Genomic DNA, 17,160 nt, shown 5'->3' with positions numbered 1-17,160 from the left:
ATGCAGGACTTTTACCCTCGGTGATCGGGTAGGCGTGGCCCATGGGATTCCTCACCAGGCTGCCGGTCATCGGCCCGCTCGCCGCCGCCGTGCTGCGCAGCCGCCCGTACCGCGTCTACGAGCACTTCACCGCGGCCAAGGGCAACCGGCTGGCCGGTGCCGTCACCTTCTTCGGCTTCCTGGCGCTCTTCCCGCTACTCACCGTAGCGCTGGCGATCGCGGTCTCCTTCCTGACCCCGACCCGGGTGGACACCCTCAAGAACAAGATCGCCGACCAGGTCCCGGGCCTGGCGAACTCGCTCGGGCTGGACTCGCTGGTCGCCAACGCCGCCACGGTCGGGGTGCTCAGCGGGGTGCTGCTGCTGATCTCCGGGCTCGGCTGGGTGGAGACCATGCGCGGCTCGATCCGGGACATCTGGCAGCTGCCGGAGGAGGACGGGAACGTCTTCCAGCGCAAGGCCTGGGACTGCGTGGTGCTGGCCGGCCTCGGCGTGGTGTCGCTGGCCTCGCTCGGCGCCTCCGCGGTGACCACCCAGCTGGCCGGGCGGCTGGCCTCCGGGCTCGGACTGTCCGACAAGGGCCCGGCGCACTACCTGCTGGCGCTGGCCGGGTTCGTCATCGCGGTCGGCGCCGACCTGCTGCTCTTCCTGTACCTGCTGGCCCCCTTCCCGCGGATCGGCGGCCAGCACCGCCGCGACCTGCTGACCGCCGCGCTGATCGCGGCGGTCGGCTTCGAGCTGCTCAAGCTGCTGCTCTCGTCCTACCTGGGGTCGGTGGCGGGCAAGAGCCTGTACGGCGCCTTCGGCGTCCCGGTCGCGCTGCTGCTCTGGATCAACTTCGTCTGCCGACTGCTGATGTACTGCGTCTCCTGGACCGCGCTGGCCGATCCGGAGGGCGCGCGGGCCCGGGCCCGCGCCAGCGCGGACGCCGCCTACCGCGCGGCCGGTGAGCTGGGCGGCGGCGCGCCCGCCCGGGGGAGCGAACGTTAGCGGTGGCGCACGGCGGTGGCGCCGCCGCTCTCCTCGGGCGCCGCAGGCGTTCTGCCGGAGGGCGTCGTCCGGGAGGCCGTGGCGCGCAGCGCGCGCCGGCGCCCGCGCAGCAGCCACAGGGCCGCCGCCGCACAGAGGCTGAGGGCGCCGGTCACCGTCCAGGTCTCCGGGCCGAACAGGCCCGAGTGGCGCCCCCGCAGCGCGGCCGGTGTGCCAGGCCCGCCGCCGCCCGCGACGCCGGCCCGGGCCGGGCCCGCCGGGGCGGCGGCGAGCGGGCTCCGTGCCGCCGGGCCCTGGGCGGGGCTCGCATCGGCGGGCGGCTTGGGGGTGACCAGCTTGCCGACCGGCGTCACGTGGTCGGCCGCCTCGAAGCCCCAGTCCAGCAGGGCGGCGGTCTCGTCGTACACCTTCATGTAGGTGTCGGGGTGCATGACCGCCACCAGCAGCGTGCGCCCGCCGTGCTCGGCCGCGCCGACGAAGGTGCTGCCCGCGTTGGTGGTGTAGCCGTTCTTGACGCCGATCAGCCCCGGGTACTTGCCGAGCAGCCGGTCGGTGTTCTGGATGCCGAAGGTGTTGCGCTGCCCGGTGCGGCTGTCCACCGCCCCGGGGAACTGGGCGTCCTTGGTGGCGCAGTAGGCGCGGAAGTCCGGGTTGCGCAGCCCCTCGCGGGCGAAGAGCGTCAGGTCGTAGGCCGAGGTGAGCTGCCCGTCCTCGTCGTAGCCGTCCGGGGAGACCACGTGGGTGTCGGCGGCGCCCAGCTCGACGGCCCGCTGCTGCATCTGGCGGACCGTTTCCTCGACCCCGCCGTTCATGTGGGCCAGCACGTGCACCGCGTCGTTGCCCGAGCTGAGGAAGACCCCGCGCCACAGGTCCTCGACCCGGTAGTCGAGGTCCTCCTTGATGCCGACCAGGCTGCTGCCGGTGCCCAGACCCAGCAGCTCGTCCGGAGTGACGGTGTGCACGACCCGCCGGTCGAACTTGGGCAGCACGGTGTCGGCGAAGAGCATCTTCAGCGTGCTGGCGGGCGGCAGCCGCAGGTGCGGGTTGTAGGCGGCCAGCACGTCACCCGTGTCGGCGTCGGCCACCAGCCAGGACATCCCGGTCAGCCCCGACGGCAACTTCGGGGCCCCGGTCCGCAGCGAGACCTGGACCCCCGACTGGGCGAGCCGTTCGCCGCCGACCGCCGAGGGCGGCGGTGGTTCCGCGACGGCCAGGGCACCGGCGCCGGGCGCGGCGGCCAGGACCAGCGCGGCGGCCAGCGCGGCCGTCCGGGCGGCGGCCCGGCGCCCCGGCCACCGGCGGGAGCGGCTGCGCAGACTGGTACGACACATCAGGTAAGCATCCAATTGCACTCGGTGTCCGTACCCAGTCCAACGTCCGCCGCGCCCGGGCGGTCGCCCACGTCCCCTGGAAGGGGGACCGCCGCCTGAGCCGATCGGCCGCCTGCCCATACTGGGGAAACGCCAGCTCCACCCGCACCGCGAAGGACCGCCCGCCATGAAGCTCAGCCGCCGCACCTCCTGGTTCCTTGCCGCCTTCGGGGTCTGGTCCGTGATCATCTGGACCACCTTCGTGAAGAACCTCTGGGCGGACTCCGCCCACCAGGCCTTCACCAACGGAGACCACAGCCACCCCACGGCCTTCTTCTGGATCCACCTGACGCTGGCCATCACGTCCTTCGTGCTGGGGGTCCTGGTGGGTCTGGTGGGGATCAGGGGGCTGCGCAGCCCGGCCACGGCGAGCCCTGCCGAAAGCCGTTGACCTGACGGGGCGGCGGCTGCCAGAGTCTCCCTGCTTCGCACGCCGTGCGAACGAATATTCGAGGGGGACTTCTTTTCGTGCTGTCCACGACCCGACTCCTGGCCGCCGGCGGTGTGCTCACCCTGGCCGTCGGCCTGGCCACCGCCCCGAGCGCCTCGGCGGCCACCGGCCTGACGTACAGCAACCCGCGGGCGACGCCGACGCCGTCGAACTACCTCGGCGTCCAGACCGACGCCTGTGACAGCACCACCACGCCGCAGTGGATCAGGAACACCGGCGAGACCCCGACGCTCAGCGTGAACGTCAACGTCCCGGCCGGCGTCACCACCGTGCCGACCATCTCGGTGACCGACGAGACCACCGCGCCGTTCACCAGCGCGTTCCAGGCCGCCGCGCCCGTGGTCAACGGCATCGCGAGTGTCCAGGTGCCGAACCTGAAGGACGGTCACTCGTACTCCTGGCGCGCCTGGTCGGTGACCGGCGGGATGCCCTCGGCCTCGGCGAAGTGCCACTTCCGGGTGGACACCACGCTGCCGACGGTCAGCGTCAGCTCCACCGACTTTCCGGCCTCGGGCTCGGGGCTGACCCCGACGAAGTACGCGGGCCAGACGGGGACGTTCGTCATCAACGGCAGCGACGCGGCTTCGGGGATCGCGTGCTACTACGTCAGCCTGCAGGCCACGCCGGGCTTCGGCGGAGGGTGCTCCGGGCCGAACGCCGTGAAGCCGGGACCCGACGGGAGCGCGACGATCCAGCTGAAGCCGACGGACTGGGGGAGCAACATCCTCCAGGTCGAGGCGGACGACGTCGCGGGCAATGCGACGCGGTACCAGTACTCGTTCTACGCGCCGTCGAATCCGCACCCGCCGCAGGCCTTGGGCGACATCGACAACGACGGTGTTCCGGACATCCTGCTGCCCGACGCGGCCGGCAACCTCCAGGTGATCAGCGGTGGCTCGGGCACCACCACGCCGACCACGGTCATCCCGGCGGGCAATGCCCCCGGCGGGGCGGGCTGGACCAACATCGAGCTCAGCCACCGTGGTTGGTCCAACACCGCGCCGGCCGACACCGTGTTCGCCCGCAACCTCGCCTCTGTCGCCACCCGTGGCGGCGTGTACGTGTACCGGAACCAGGGCACGCCCGGGATCGAGTCCGGGCGGCAGGCGACATCGGCGGGCAAGCCGAGCAGCTGCCAGGACCTCACCGGTGCGACGATCACCTGCCCGGCCGACGTGGCCTGGTCGGGCGCCGACCAGATGGTCGCCCTGGGCCCGGTGGACCCGCAGGCGCCGACCGCGCCCTCGCTGCTCGCCGTCGAGCACGGTGACCTCTGGCTCTTCGCCCACGGGGACCTCCTCTGGGGCGAGGAGAACGCCACCAAGCTCACCACCGCGGCCAACTGGGCCGGCTACGACCTGATCGCCCCCGGCCCGGACGCGCAGGGCAACCTCGCGCTGTGGGCCCGGGACCGGGCGACCGGGGAGCTGCACGCGTACCCGCTGCCCAAGAAGGCGGACGGGACGATCGACTTCTCCGCGCTCGCCGACCCGACCGCGCACGTGGTGGCGAGCGGCTTCACCACTGCTGCGTACCCCACCCTGGGCAGCTCGGGTGACCTGAACGGCGACGGCACCCCGGACCTGTACGGGGTCACCGCGGACCGGCACCTGGTGACGTTCAGCGGCTGGAGCAACCCGAAGGACCTCGGCGCGCTGCAGTAGCCGAACCGGGAACGCCGAGGGCCCGTCCGGAGAAATCCGGACGGGCCCTCGGCGTGCAGGCGCGGGGGTGGATCAGAAGCGGCGCGTCACCAGGGCGCGCTTGACTTCCTGGATCGCCTTGGTGACCTCGATGCCACGCGGGCAGGCCTCCGAGCAGTTGAAGGTGGTGCGGCAGCGCCACACGCCCTCACGGTCGTTGAGGATCTCCAGGCGCTGCTCGGCACCCTCGTCGCGCGAGTCGAAGATGAAGCGGTGCGCGTTGACGATGGCGGCCGGGCCGAAGTACTGGCCGTCGTTCCAGAAGACCGGGCAGGACGACGTGCACGCGGCGCACAGGATGCACTTGGTGGTGTCGTCGAAGCGCTCGCGGTCCTCGGCGGACTGCAGGCGCTCGCGGGTCGGGTCGTTCCCGTTGGTGATCAGGAACGGCATGACGTCCTTGTACGCCTGGAAGAACGGGTCCATGTCGACCACCAGGTCCTTGAGGACCGCGAGGCCCTTGATGGCCTCGATGGTGATCGGCTTCATGCCGCCCTTGCCGTCCGGCTCGGTGACGTCCTTCAGCAGGGTCTTGCAGGCCAGCCGGTTGCGGCCGTTGATCCGCATGGCGTCCGAGCCGCAGATGCCGTGCGCGCAGGAGCGGCGGTAGGTGAGGGTGCCGTCCTGCTCCCACTTGACCTTGTTGAGGGCGTCCAGGACGCGCTCCTTCGGGTCCATGGTGAGCTGGTAGTCCACCCACACCGGGTCCGGGTGCTCCTCCGGGTTGAACCGGCGGATCCGCAGGGTGAAGGTGATCATCTGCACGCCGCCGGCCTCGGCCGCGTCCAGCGCCGCCGAGTGCGGTGCGTCGATCGTGGGGGCGCTCATCAGTACTTACGCTCCATCGGCTGGTAGCGGGTCGTGACAACCGGCTTGTAGTCAAGGCGGATCGAGGTGGTGCCGTCCTCGGCCACCTCCTGGTACGCCATGGTGTGCTGCATGAACTTCACGTCGTCACGGGTCGGGAAGTCCTCGCGGAAGTGGCCGCCGCGCGACTCCTCGCGAGCGAGCGCGGAGACGACCAGGACCTCGGCCAGGTCGAGCAGGTTGCCCAGCTCGACGGCCTCCAGCAGGTCCGTGTTGTAGCGGTAGCCCTTGTCCTGGATCGCCACGTGCTTGTAGCGCTCGCGCAGCGCCGCGATGTCCTCGCGGGCCTGCTTCAGGGTGGCGCCGGTGCGGTAGACCATGGCGTTGACGTCCATGGTCTCCTGCAGCTCCTTGCGGATCTGCGCCACCGACTCGGTGCCGGTCGACTCGCGCAGGCCGTCGACCAGCGCCTGCACCTTCTCGGCCGGGTTCTCGGGCAGCTCGACGAAGTCGTGCTTGCTCGCGTAGTCGGCGGCCGCGACACCGGCCCGCTTGCCGAACACGTTGATGTCCAGCAGCGAGTTGGTGCCCAGGCGGTTGGCGCCGTGCACCGACACGCAGGCGACCTCGCCGGCCGCGTACAGGCCCGGGACGATGTCGGTGTTGTTGCGCAGCACCTCACCCTCGACGTTGGTCGGGATGCCGCCCATGGCGTAGTGCGCGGTGGGCTGGATCGGGATCGGGTCCGTGTAGGGCTCGATGCCGAGGTAGGTGCGGGCGAACTCGGTGATGTCCGGGAGCTTGGCGTCCAGCTGCTCCGGCGGAAGGTGCGTCAGGTCCAGGTAGACGTGGTCGCCCTCGGGACCGCAGCCGCGGCCCTCGCGGATCTCGGTGTAGATCGCGCGCGAGCAGACGTCACGGGACGCGAGGTCCTTCATGACCGGGGCGTAGCGCTCCATGAAGCGCTCGCCGTCCTTGTTGCGCAGGATGCCGCCCTCGCCGCGGGCGCCCTCGGTGAGCAGGATGCCCATCCGCCAGATGCCCGTGGGGTGGAACTGGAAGAACTCCATGTCCTCCAGCGGCAGGCCGCGGCGGTAGACCAGCGCCTGGCCGTCACCGGTGAGGGTGTGGGCGTTGGAGGTCACCTTGAAGAACTTGCCGGTGCCGCCGGAGGCGAAGACCACCGACTTGGCCTGGAAGACGTGGATCTCGCCGGTGGCCAGCTCGTAGGCGACGACGCCGGAGGTCTTGCCCTCGTTGATCAGCAGGTCGAGGACGTAGAACTCGTTGAAGAACTCGACGCCGTGCTTGACGCAGTTCTGGAACAGCGTCTGGAGGATCATGTGACCGGTGCGGTCGGCCGCGTAGCAGGAGCGGCGCACGGCCGCCTCGCCGTGGTTGCGGGTGTGACCGCCGAAGCGGCGCTGGTCGATCCGGCCGGCCTCGGTGCGGGAGAAGGGCAGACCCATCTTCTCCAGGTCGAGGACGGCGTCGATGGCCTCCTTGCACATGATCTCGGCGGCGTCCTGGTCGACCAGGTAGTCACCACCCTTGACCGTGTCGAAGGTGTGCCACTCCCAGTTGTCCTCCTCGACGTTGGCGAGGGCGGCGCACATGCCGCCCTGGGCCGCGCCGGTGTGGGACCGGGTCGGGTAGAGCTTGGTCAGCACCGCGGTGCGGCTGCGCTGGGTCGACTCGATGGCCGCGCGCATGCCGGCGCCACCGGCGCCGACGATGACGGTGTCGTACTGGTGAATCTGCATGGGGGTTAGCTCGCCTCTGGCTCTGCTGGCTCTGCGATGGCCGATTAGATGTTCGGGTCGAAGGTGAAGATGACCAGGGTGCCGAGCAGCACGGTGAACACCGTGGCAGCGCCCATCAGGCCCTTCAGCCAGAGCCGAGTGGAGTCCTTCTCGGCGTAGTCGTTGATCACCGTGCGCATGCCGTTGGCGCCGTGCAGCATGGCGAGCCAGAGCATCAGCAGGTCCCAGCCCTGCCAGAACGGCGAGGCCCAGCGGCCGGCCACGAAGGCGAAGTTGATCTTCGACACGCCGTGGTCCAGGAACAGCATGATCAGCAGGTGACCCAGGATCAGCACGACCAGCACGACGCCCGACAGGCGCATGAAGAGCCAGGCGAGCATCTCGAAGTTGGTCCGGGTGCGCCGCGGGGTCTTCTTGGTGCGGGTGCGCGGCGGCTCGACCACGAAGGCGTCGGCCGGATTGCCGGTGCCGAGACCCTTGCCGGTGTGAGCCTGCGCGGAGGGGACCACGAGGTCGGTGGCGTCAGTCGACATGGCGCATCACTTCCCGAACCAGTTGGACAGCGTGTGCTGGAGAATCGGGTAGAAGGAGCCGGCCATCAGCACGACCCAGAGGCCGACGACGCTCCAGAGCATCTGCTTCTGGTACTTCGGGCCCTTCGACCAGAAGTCCACCGCGATGACCCGCAGGCCGTTCAGGGCGTGGAACAGGATGGCGGCGGTGAGGCCGTACTCCATCAGGTTCACCAGCGGAGTCTTGTACGTCTGGATGACCGAGTCGTACGCCTGTGGCGAGACTCGCACCAGTGCGGTGTCAAGGACGTGGACGAGAAGGAAGAAGAAGATGAGGACGCCAGTGACTCGATGAGCCACCCAGGACCACATGCCTTCGCGGCCGCGGTACAGCGTTCCAGCCGGCACGGGAAACCCTCCGGAAGCGGTTGAAGGGCTCGGCCGGCTTCGGTGTCGGTCAGCCCGGCCGGATACGGTCCACCGGCCGCGGTCATCCTATCGACGCCGCGTCGGCAACCGCCTCCGGGGGGTTTGAGTGTGATCAATCAGGCACGAGCGGCCTAATGGGACCGGGAACTGTGACCATGAGTGATCATTTTGGCCCGAAAAGGTGACTCTTCGTCGAGGTCGCGTCACCTCCGGGGGTCCGTCAGCCGGCGCTGGGGCTCGCGACCAGGTGCTCCAGGCGGTGCAGCGCGATCCGGCGCAGCTCCTCGGAGGCCACCAGTCGTTCCTCGTCCGGTTCATTGGTGAGCCGGGTGCGGATCGAACTGAGCACGGTGTCCAGCATCTCCTCCGGCTCGACGCCGTCCAGGCAGACCACGAAGACGTGGCCGAACCGGGACTCGTAGGCGGCGTGCGCGGCCCGCAGCGCGGTGTGCGCCGCCTGGCTGCCCGGCGCCCGCATGCCCAGCAGCGGCTGGGGCATCCAGCTCTCGTCGGCCAGTGCCTCGGCCAGGTCGCTGGGCCGCAGGTCGTAGGAGGCCTCGCTGGCCGCCGCCAGCAGCGAGTCCAGATCGGGGTAGGGGCGGTGGGCGGTCAGCCGCAGCGCCCAGCGGTGGCTGCCGCAGCAGGCCAGCAGTGCCTCCTCCGCGGCGCCCGGATCGGCCTCGTTGAAGCGGTGCAGTCCGACCGCCGGCACGGGCGGGGTGGTTGGCCGTGGTGCGGGGATGTCGGCCGGGATGTCGCTGGCCAGCGGGTCCTCCTCGGGAGGCGGGAAGGGCGACGGGCGGGCCCCGCGGGAAAGCAGCGGACAGCGCGCCGCGTCGAACGGCTCATGGGGTCGGACGTAACCAGCATGGATCACGGCGCGGCGCGGGTGGGGTCACCCGGGCGGTGCCGGGGTCCTCCCGGGCAGCGGCACCACGGTAGTTGAGCGCTCATCAGTTGGGGAGGGTGCGCGCGGAATTCACCCTGACGAGCTATCAAGTTGTGACCCCTGGGCTCCCGACTCCCTTCCCGGCGGCCCGCCGGGGCCGGTCAGTCGCGGTGCACCTTGTAGTTCGAGGCCTGGGCGCGCGGGCGCACCACCAGCAGGTCGATGTTGACGTGGGAGGGCCGGGTGACCGCCCAGGCCACCGTGTCGGCGATGTCCTCGGAGGTGAGCGGGTGGGAGACGCCCTGGTAGACGGAGGCCGCCTTGGCCTCGTCGCCGCGGAAGCGGGTCACCGCGAAGCCCTCCGACTTGACCATGCCCGGGGCGATCTCGATCACCCGGATCGGCTCGCCGACCAGCTCCAGGCGCAGCGTGGCGGCGATGGTGTGCGCGGCGTGCTTGGCGGCCACGTAGCCGCCGCCGCCCTCGTAGGCGGCCAGTGCCGCGGTGGAGGAGAGGATCAGCACCGTGCCGTCGCCGCTGGCGCGCAGGCCGGGCAGCAGGGCCTGGGTCATGTGCAGCACGCCGAGCACGTTCACCTGGTACATCGCGAGCCAGTCGGCCGGGTCGCCCTGCTCGACGGACTCGGCGCCGAACGCCCCGCCGGCGTTGTTCACCAGGACGTCGATCTGCCCCAGTGCCGCCGCGAAGGCGTCCACCGCGGCCCGGTCGGTGACGTCCAGGGTGATCGCGCGGGCGGCGCCGCCCTGGCCCTCGATCTCCTTGGCGAGCTCCTCGATCCGCTCGGTGCGACGCGCGGTCAGCACCACCTCGAACCCCTCGGCCGCCAGCCTGCGCGCGGTCGCCGCGCCGATCCCGCTGCTGGCTCCCGTGACCACCGCGACCTTGCGCTGACCGGTACCCATCCGACTCGCTCCTCTGTTCGCGCCCTAGCCTGCCGGGTCATCATCGCACCGCCGCCCGGGCGGGCCCATGACGTGGGGCCCGCAGTCGGTGACTGCGGGCCCCACGGTTGTTGCTCTGCTCTCTGCTCTCTGCTCTCAGCTCTCAGCTGTCGGCGCGGTCAGCCCTGGGCGTTGTCGTCGCCCTGGTCGTCGGCGTCGGCGGAGCCGCCGGCGTTGCCGTGCTTGATGGTGAAGGACTTGAAGAAGCCCTTGGCCGGCGAGCCGAGGCCGGTCGCGGTGTCGTAGCCCTTGGTGGCCGACAGGCCGTAGTCCGCGCCGATCTTGTACAGGCGGACCTTCAGCGCGCCGCCCACCATGCCCAGGTCCACCACGTTGCCGCGCTTGGTGTGCACCGCGCTGTCGTTGACGTCGTGGAAGGCCCGGGTGTTGTAGCGGTCGTACAGGTCGGGGTTGGCGAAGCCGATCGGACGGCCGCCGCGGGCCTGGATGGCGTCGGCCATGATGCCCGCGAACTCCGGCGAGGAGACCGAGGTGCCGCCGTAGCCGCCCTCGCTGTAGGCGCCGCCGGCCGGGGTGAAGCCGACCAGGGTGGCGGCCACCAGGTCACCGCTCATCGCGACGTCCGGGGTGGCGCGCTGCGGGGTGGCCGACTTGGTGCCGTCCGCCGCCACGGTGGAGATGGAGTCCGGCACCACGCCCTTCTGGTACCACGGCTGCGCCTCGCCCTTGACGACGCCGCCGCCACCACCGAAGTAGAAGGGGGCCTGGCCGGGGGCCGGGGTCCAGGACTTGCCGTCGGCCGAGAGGACCGAGCGCTGGTCGCCCATGTTGACCTCGTGGCCGTAGGCGCCCGACTTGTCCTTCAGCTCCAGGGCGGTGCCGCCGACCGCGGTGATCCACGGCGAGGAGGACGGCCACTGGGTCTGGGCCTGGTTGGTGTCGGCCTGGCAGTTGACGCCGGTGGCCGCCGCACCCGGGGAGTTGTCGCCGCAGTCGCCGGCCGAGGCCATGAAGGTGATGCCCTCGGTGGCGCCGAGCTGGAAGACCTGGTTGTCGGCCGCGATCACGGCCGGGTCGAGGTCGCCGCTCTTGCCGTGCATGATCTCGCCGTAGGAGTTCGAGACGATGTCGGCGAGGTGGTTGTCGACGATGTTGCTCAGCGCGGCGTTGAGGTCCGGGTCCTCGCAGGAGTTGGCGCCCACGTAGACCACGTTGGCGTCCGGCGCCATGCCGTGCACCATCTCGACGTCCAGCGCCTCCTCGCCCGACCAGTCGCCGCAGTCGGCCTGGTGCGTCCACTGGTCCGGGGTGAGCACCTCCTTGTACTGGCCGGGGGCGAAGGGCTGGTCGCCGTGCGCGGCGGAGAACTTGTCGGCGTCCGCCTGCATCGTGCCGAGCCCGTAGGCGTCGACGATGGCGACGGTGGCGCCCTTGCCGGTCACCTTGGCGTCGGTGACGCCGTAGGCCTTGCGCAGCTGGCTGGGAACGTAGCTGCAGGGGGCGAAGGGCTCGTTCTTCTCGTAGCCGGCCGGGGCACCGGTCGCGGTCTTGGAGCCGTACTTGCCGTCCGTGCAGGTCGCCGTGGTCGGCAGGGTCTTCGGCGTCTTGGCCGGGTCGGCGTCGGGCTGGTTGGTGCCCGCGGCCTGTGCCTGCGCCTCGGCGTCGGCGGTGGCCTGCGAGACGGCGTTCGAGGACGCCTTCTGCACCGTGTCGGCCAGGCCCTCGACGCCGTCCACGTCGGCGGCGACCGCGGCCGGGACCACCGCGTCGGTGGCCGGCGCCTTGTGGGTGCCGTCGGCGGTGCGGTAGTTGCGGAACTGCGCGCCCAGCGCCCGGGTCAGCTCGTCGGTGGTGCCGCTGACCTGCAGGTAGTGCGCGTTGGTCGCACTGATCGTCAGACCGGCGCTGGTCAGCCACTGGGTGACCGCCTTGACCTGCGCGGCGCTGGTGCCGAAGCGGGCCTTGGCCTCGTCGGTGGAGAGGAACTTGCCGTAGTCGGGCGAGTTCTGGTCCGAGACGGCCTGCGCGTACGCGGCCAGGCCCTGCGGGTCCTGGCTGGCCAGGTAGACCCGGGCGGTCGCCGGGGTGCCTGCGGGCACCGCACCGGCGTCGGCCTGCGGGGTGGCCCAGTCGGGGTGGGAGCCGGCGAGCTCCTTGGCGGCGCTGGGGTCGCCGGCGGTGGTGTCGGCGAGGGCCGGGCTGGCGAACGCGAGCGTCCCCAGGACCAGGGCGGCGGCGGCCGGAGCCGCCACCGCTATCCGCGAGATCCGGCTGCGTGCTGCTGGCACGTGGGTTCCCCACTCTCATGGAAGGGCCCCGTCCCGCGGGGGCGGGAACGGTGACTGCGTGCTCGACCGCGCTTCGTGGGCGCCGACCGGACGCGGGCGTGACGGATCCCCCCGCCGGGCCCGTCTCCTGAGGGAGGGTCGGGGGCGTGGGAGAGGTTTCTGACTGTGCGGTCGTTGTCTATTCGCTCATGTGGCCGAAGCTCAAGACTTCGTCTGAATTCTTTACCAGTACATGACCTGAATGACCGGATCCTGATACGCGCGGGCCATCCGGGGGACAGCCGGATGACGGATCGTTACCCGCGGGGAGTGTCGGTCGTTGACTGGGACACACCGCCCATTTCGCCCCGGGTGGTGTCACCGGGGAAGGCGGCTGAAACGAGATGTCATACCCAACCGCTGGCCGTGTATGCGCCAATCCGGGGAGTTATTCGGCCGAAGTCAAGCCAAACCTCAGCCGCCCCCATATTCTTGTTGGGGTGAACCGTCCTCAGACCGACCCGCAGGCAAGCCAGCAGCCCATCGCGTCCGCCTCCCGCCCGGCCCCGTCGGCCGCGGACCGGGCGTCCGCCGTGACCGAGGCGGCGCTGCGCGCCCGGGTCCGGGCCTACGAGGCCGAGCTCATCGCCTTCCGCCGTGACCTGCACCGTCACCCCGAGCTGGGTCGTCAGGAGCTGCGCACCACCAGGCTGCTGCGCGAGCGGATGGAGGCCGCGGGGCTGACGCCCCGGGTGCTGCCCGGCGGCACCGGTCTGCTCGTCGACCTCGTCCCCGCGGGTACCAGGAGCGGCACGCCGCTGCTCGCGTTCCGGGCCGACATCGACGCGCTGCCCATCGACGACGCCAAGACCGACGTGCCGTACCGCTCCACGGTGCCCGGCTGCTGCCACGCCTGCGGCCACGACGTGCACACCACGGTGGTGCTCGGCACCGCGCTGGTGCTGGCCGACGCGCTGCGCGAGGGGCGGCTGCGGCAGCCGGTGCGGCTGGTCTTCCAGCCCGCCGAGGAGATGATGCCCGGCGGTGCGCTGGAGGTGATCGAGGCCGGCGGCATGGAGGGGGTCGGGCGGATCTTCGCGGTGCACTGCGACCCCAGGGTGACGGTGGGTCGGATCGGCCTGCGGGTCGGTGCGATCACCTCGGCCTGCGACGCCCTGGTGCTCAACCTGGACGGCCCCGGCGGGCACACCGCCCGCCCGCACCTGACGACCGACCTGGTCACCGCGGCCGGCCGGTTCGCCGCCGACCTGCCCGCCGCGCTCGCCCGCCGGATGGACCCGCGCTGGGGCGTCAGCCTGGTCTGGGGCCGGATCGAGGCCGGCTCGGCGCCGAACGTGATCCCGCAGCACGCCGAACTCGAAGGCACCGTCCGCTGCTTGGAGTTGGCCGGCTGGCGGGAGGCGCCGGACGCGCTGCACGAGCTGGTCGACTCGATGGCCGACACCTACCGGGCCAAGTGGAGCCTGGACTACAAGCGCGGCGTCCCGCCGGTGGTGAACGAGGCAGAGTCCATCGCCCAGTTGGAGATGGCGATGACGCGTCAGTTCGGTGCCGCCGGTGAAGAGGTGGTGGAGGGCACCGAGCAGTCCCTGGGGGGCGAGGACTTCTCCTGGTACCTGGAGCACGCGCCGGGGGCGCTGGCCCGGCTCGGCGTGCGGGCGCCGCACGAGACCGGGGTGCGCGACCTGCACCAGGGCCGGTTCGACGTGGACGAGCGGGCGATCGCGATCGGCGTCGAACTCTTCGGCTCGCTCGCGCTGGAACACGGCCGGGTCTGAGGCGGACGACAGGGCTACCGGACAGTAGCAGGGGGTAGTGACAGGGAGTCGAACTGGGGCGCGGATCGTGAGTAGGGCCATGCGAGACTGGGCCTGCTCACCGGGGTGCAACGTTCACCTCATGGGCATCCGTGCCACGGTTTGATAACAACCCGAGGGGCCGGGCAACCCGTAACCCAACCGTGTTCTACGCGCGTTACGGTGACGTCCGACCACGCCAAACGGGTGTGTGAGAAGGAGAAACTCCCTTGCGCCGTTCAGTAAAGCTCGCCGCGGTTGTGCTCTCGGGTTCCCTGGGCATCGCCTCGCTCGCCGCTTGCGGCGCAAAGAGCAACAGCTCCACCACCGCCTCCGCCGGCGGCTCCGGCATCAAGGTCGGTATGGCCTACGACGTCGGCGGCCGTGGCGACCAGGGCTTCAACGACCTCGCCGCCGCGGGCCTGGACAAGGCCAAGGCCGAGTTCGGTCTGCAGACCAACGAGGCCGAGGCCAAGCCCGGTGAGGCCGACTCCGACAAGGAGACCCGCCTCGAGACGCTGGTCCACGCCGGCTACAACCCGATCATCGCGGTCGGCTTCGTGTACCAGGCGACCGTCGAGAAGGTCGCCAAGGAGAACCCGAACGTCAAGTTCGCGATCATCGACTCCGACTCCTCCACCCAGCCGAGCAACGTGACCTCGCTGGAGTTCACCGAGCAGCAGAGCTCGTACCTGGCCGGCATAGCCGCGGCCAGCAAGACCAAGACCAAGCAGGTCGGCTTCATCGGCGGCGTGCAGTCCGAGCTGATCAAGAAGTTCGAGGCCGGCTACCGGGCGGGTGTCGCCTCGGTCGACCCCAGCATCAAGGTCGACGTCACCTACCTGACCACGCCGCCGGACTTCACCGGCTTCACCGACCCGGCCAAGGGCAAGTCGGCTGCGCAGGGCCAGATCGACCAGGGCGCGGACGTCATCTACGCCGCCGCCGGTGGCTCCGGCACCGGTTCGATCCAGGCCGTCTCCGCGGCCAACAAGCCGGGCAAGCAGGTCTGGTCGATCGGTGTCGACACCGACCAGGCCAAGCAGACCGCGCTCGCCCCGTACAAGGACTCGATCCTGACCTCGGCGCTGAAGAACGTCGACACCGCGGTCTACAACTACATCAAGAGCGTCAAGGACGGCGCGCCGCTGACCGGCGTGCAGCGCTTCGACCTCAAGGCGGGCGGTGTCGGCCTGGCCACCACCGGCGGCCACATCGACGACCTGAAGGCCAAGCTGGACGCCGCCACCCAGCAGATCACCTCGGGCTCGATCACCGTTCCGACCGCGCCGTCCGGCAGCTGACCGACGCCGTAGGTCCGTAGTACCCGGTACCGCAGCGGTACCGAAGCAGCACGAGGGAGGGGCCCGGTGGGTCGCGCGCGAGCGCACTCCGCCGGGCCCCTCTTGCACCCCCGCCCAGCCGCCAAGCAGTTCGGCCTCCCTCCCCAGCGCGACGAAGCGCCTGCTCATCACCAGGAGATCGCCATCACCGCTTCCACTCCCTCCCTCAGCAAGGGAGGCAAGCCCACCAAGGGATCGGCGACCGTGGCCGTCGAACTGCGCGGTATCACCAAGCGCTTCCCCGGCGTGGTGGCCAACCACGACATCAACCTCACCGTGCGCTCCGGCACCGTGCACGCCCTGATGGGTGAGAACGGCGCCGGCAAGTCGACGCTGATGAAGATCCTCTACGGCATGCAGCGGCCGGACGAGGGCACCATCGCGATCAACGGGGAGACCTGCGAGTTCGCCACCCCGGGTGACGCCATCGCCCGTGGCATCGGCATGGTGCACCAGCACTTCATGCTGGCCGACAACCTCACCGTGCTGGAGAACGTCGTCCTCGGCGGCGAGAAGCTGTACGGGATCGGCGGCAAGGCCAAGGCGCGGATCAAGGAGATCTCCGACCAGTACGGCCTCAACGTGCGCCCCGACGCGCTGGTCGAGGACCTGGGCGTGGCGGACCGCCAGCGCGTGGAGATCCTCAAGGTGCTCTACCGCGGCGCCCGGATCCTGATCCTGGACGAGCCCACCGCCGTGCTGGTGCCGCAGGAGGTCGACGCGCTCTTCGACAACCTGCGCGAGCTCAAGGCCGAGGGCGTCACCGTCATCTTCATCTCGCACAAGCTGCACGAGGTGCTCTCGGTGGCCGACGCGATCAGCGTGATCCGCCGCGGCACCACGGTCGGCGACGCCGACCCCAAGCAGGTCACCGCCCGCCAGCTCGCCGAGCTGATGGTCGGCAGCGAGCTGCCCTCCCCGGAGAGCCGCGAGTCCACTGTCACCGACGTGGAGATGCTCAAGGTCGAGAACCTGCGGATCGCCAAGGCCGACGCCGAGGGCATCGAGCGCGTCGTGCTGGACGACATCTCGCTCACCATCCACAAGGGCGAGATCCTCGGCATCGCCGGTGTCGAGGGCAACGGCCAGGCCGAGCTGGTCGAGGCCATCATGGGCATGCTGTCGCTGGACGCCGGCACCGTCATGTTGGACGGCGCCGACCTCACCACGCAGCAGACCCGCGTGCGCCGCGAGGCCGGGATCGGCTACGTCCCCGAGGACCGGCACCGCCACGGCCTGCTGCTGGAGGCGCCGCTCTGGGAGAACCGGATCCTCGGCCACGTCACCGAGACGCCGAATTCCAAGGGCTTCCGGCTCGACCCGGCCGCCGCCCGCCAGGACACGCTGCGCATCGTCGAGCAGTACGACGTCCGCACCCCCGGCATCGACGTCACCGCGGCCTCGCTCTCCGGCGGCAACCAGCAGAAGCTGATCGTCGGCCGCGAGATGAGCCACCAGCCGAAGCTGCTGATCGCCGCGCACCCGACCCGCGGTGTGGACGTCGGCGCGCAGGCGCAGATCTGGGACCACATCCGCGGCGCCCAGCGGGAGGGCCTGGCCGTCCTGCTGATCTCCGCGGACCTGGACGAGCTGATCGGGCTCTCCGACTCCATCCGGGTCATCTACCGTGGCCGCCTGGTCGCCGACGCGGACCCGGCCACCGTCACCGCCGAGGACCTGGGCACCGCGATGACCGGCGCCGGCAAGGGCCACCTGGAGTCCGACGCCGCCCCGGCCGCCCCCGCCGCCTCGACGGACGACGCCGCGCCGGCCGACGACACCGACGACACCGACGAGGCCGCGCCGGCCGTGGCCGAGGTCCCCGCGCAGGCCGCCCCGGCCGACGACACCGCCACCACCGAGACCGCTGCCGCCGACGCGCAGGCGGGGGAGTGAC

The 17,160-nt window shown here is 70.9% G+C and carries 14 protein-coding genes; 6 read left to right on the top strand and 8 right to left on the bottom strand.

Annotation, left to right across the window (positions count from 1 at the left end):
- Nucleotides 1-41 precede the first annotated feature (41 nt).
- Nucleotides 42-989 carry a YihY/virulence factor BrkB family protein gene (locus OG294_RS16705; protein WP_327067299.1) on the top strand — a complete coding sequence of 316 codons (948 nt, stop codon included), beginning with the start codon at nt 42-44 and terminating at the stop codon, nt 987-989.
- Here OG294_RS16705 and OG294_RS16700 read toward each other — a convergent pair.
- Nucleotides 986-2,320 carry a D-alanyl-D-alanine carboxypeptidase family protein gene (locus OG294_RS16700; protein WP_327067298.1) on the bottom strand — a complete coding sequence of 445 codons (1,335 nt, stop codon included), beginning with the start codon at nt 2,318-2,320 and terminating at the stop codon, nt 986-988. The two genes, OG294_RS16705 and OG294_RS16700, sit on opposite strands and share 4 nt — an antisense overlap.
- A 166-nt stretch (nt 2,321-2,486) precedes the next feature.
- Between OG294_RS16700 and OG294_RS16695 the strand changes: the two genes are divergently transcribed.
- Nucleotides 2,487-2,750 carry an SCO4848 family membrane protein gene (locus OG294_RS16695; RefSeq protein WP_327067297.1) on the top strand — a complete coding sequence of 88 codons (264 nt, stop codon included), beginning with the start codon at nt 2,487-2,489 and terminating at the stop codon, nt 2,748-2,750.
- Nucleotides 2,751-2,827: 77 nt separating this feature from the next.
- Entirely contained in the window at nt 2,828-4,474 is a 1,647-nt protein-coding gene (locus tag OG294_RS16690) for a hypothetical protein (protein WP_327067296.1), read from the top strand.
- A gap of 72 nt (nt 4,475-4,546) precedes the next feature.
- Here the strand turns inward: OG294_RS16690 and OG294_RS16685 are convergent, their stop codons facing one another.
- From OG294_RS16685 to OG294_RS16655, 7 genes are all read right to left on the bottom strand, one after another.
- Nucleotides 4,547-5,341 carry a succinate dehydrogenase iron-sulfur subunit gene (locus OG294_RS16685; protein WP_327067295.1) on the bottom strand — a complete coding sequence of 265 codons (795 nt, stop codon included), beginning with the start codon at nt 5,339-5,341 and terminating at the stop codon, nt 4,547-4,549.
- A complete protein-coding gene (gene sdhA / locus OG294_RS16680) occupies nt 5,341-7,083 on the bottom strand; it encodes a succinate dehydrogenase flavoprotein subunit (RefSeq protein WP_327067294.1) in 1,743 nt (580 codons plus the stop codon). Before sdhA ends, OG294_RS16685 begins: the two co-directional genes overlap by 1 nt.
- Before the next feature lie 44 nt (nt 7,084-7,127).
- Nucleotides 7,128-7,616 (bottom strand): succinate dehydrogenase hydrophobic membrane anchor subunit, encoded by a 489-nt coding sequence (locus tag OG294_RS16675; protein ID WP_327067293.1) that lies wholly within the window; start codon nt 7,614-7,616, stop codon nt 7,128-7,130.
- 6 nt (nt 7,617-7,622) lie between these two features.
- Nucleotides 7,623-8,003: a succinate dehydrogenase, cytochrome b556 subunit gene (sdhC, locus tag OG294_RS16670; RefSeq protein ID WP_327067292.1), complete on the bottom strand. Its 381-nt coding sequence runs from the start codon at nt 8,001-8,003 to the stop codon at nt 7,623-7,625.
- Between the two features lie 241 nt (nt 8,004-8,244).
- Nucleotides 8,245-8,736, bottom strand: coding sequence for a 2-oxo-4-hydroxy-4-carboxy-5-ureidoimidazoline decarboxylase (locus tag OG294_RS16665; protein ID WP_327067291.1), 492 nt, complete (start codon nt 8,734-8,736; stop codon nt 8,245-8,247).
- A gap of 338 nt (nt 8,737-9,074) precedes the next feature.
- Nucleotides 9,075-9,836: an SDR family oxidoreductase gene (locus tag OG294_RS16660; protein WP_327067290.1), complete on the bottom strand. Its 762-nt coding sequence runs from the start codon at nt 9,834-9,836 to the stop codon at nt 9,075-9,077.
- A 158-nt stretch (nt 9,837-9,994) separates the two neighbouring features.
- On the bottom strand, nt 9,995-12,124 hold the full coding sequence (locus OG294_RS16655) for a S53 family peptidase (RefSeq protein ID WP_327067289.1): 2,130 nt from the start codon (nt 12,122-12,124) through the stop codon (nt 9,995-9,997).
- Between the two features lie 572 nt (nt 12,125-12,696).
- On the opposite strand from OG294_RS16655, the gene OG294_RS16650 reads away from it, so the two are divergent.
- The 3 genes from OG294_RS16650 to OG294_RS16640 all read left to right on the top strand — a co-directional run bounded on the left by OG294_RS16650 (nt 12,697) and on the right by OG294_RS16640 (nt 17,159).
- Nucleotides 12,697-13,902: an amidohydrolase gene (locus tag OG294_RS16650; RefSeq protein WP_327071576.1), complete on the top strand. Its 1,206-nt coding sequence runs from the start codon at nt 12,697-12,699 to the stop codon at nt 13,900-13,902.
- A gap of 248 nt (nt 13,903-14,150) precedes the next feature.
- Nucleotides 14,151-15,224, top strand: coding sequence for a BMP family lipoprotein (locus OG294_RS16645; RefSeq protein WP_327067288.1), 1,074 nt, complete (start codon nt 14,151-14,153; stop codon nt 15,222-15,224).
- A gap of 285 nt (nt 15,225-15,509) precedes the next feature.
- Entirely contained in the window at nt 15,510-17,159 is a 1,650-nt protein-coding gene (locus OG294_RS16640; RefSeq protein WP_442789334.1) for an ABC transporter ATP-binding protein, read from the top strand.
- The last annotated feature ends 1 nt before the right edge of the window (nt 17,160 follow it).

Origin of the sequence: Kitasatospora sp. NBC_01302 (assembly GCF_035976515.1) — a bacterium.
Lineage (GTDB): Bacteria > Actinomycetota > Actinomycetes > Streptomycetales > Streptomycetaceae > Kitasatospora.
The sequence above is the reverse complement of the archived record's forward strand: the minus strand, read 5'-3'. Positions and strand labels throughout refer to the sequence as shown.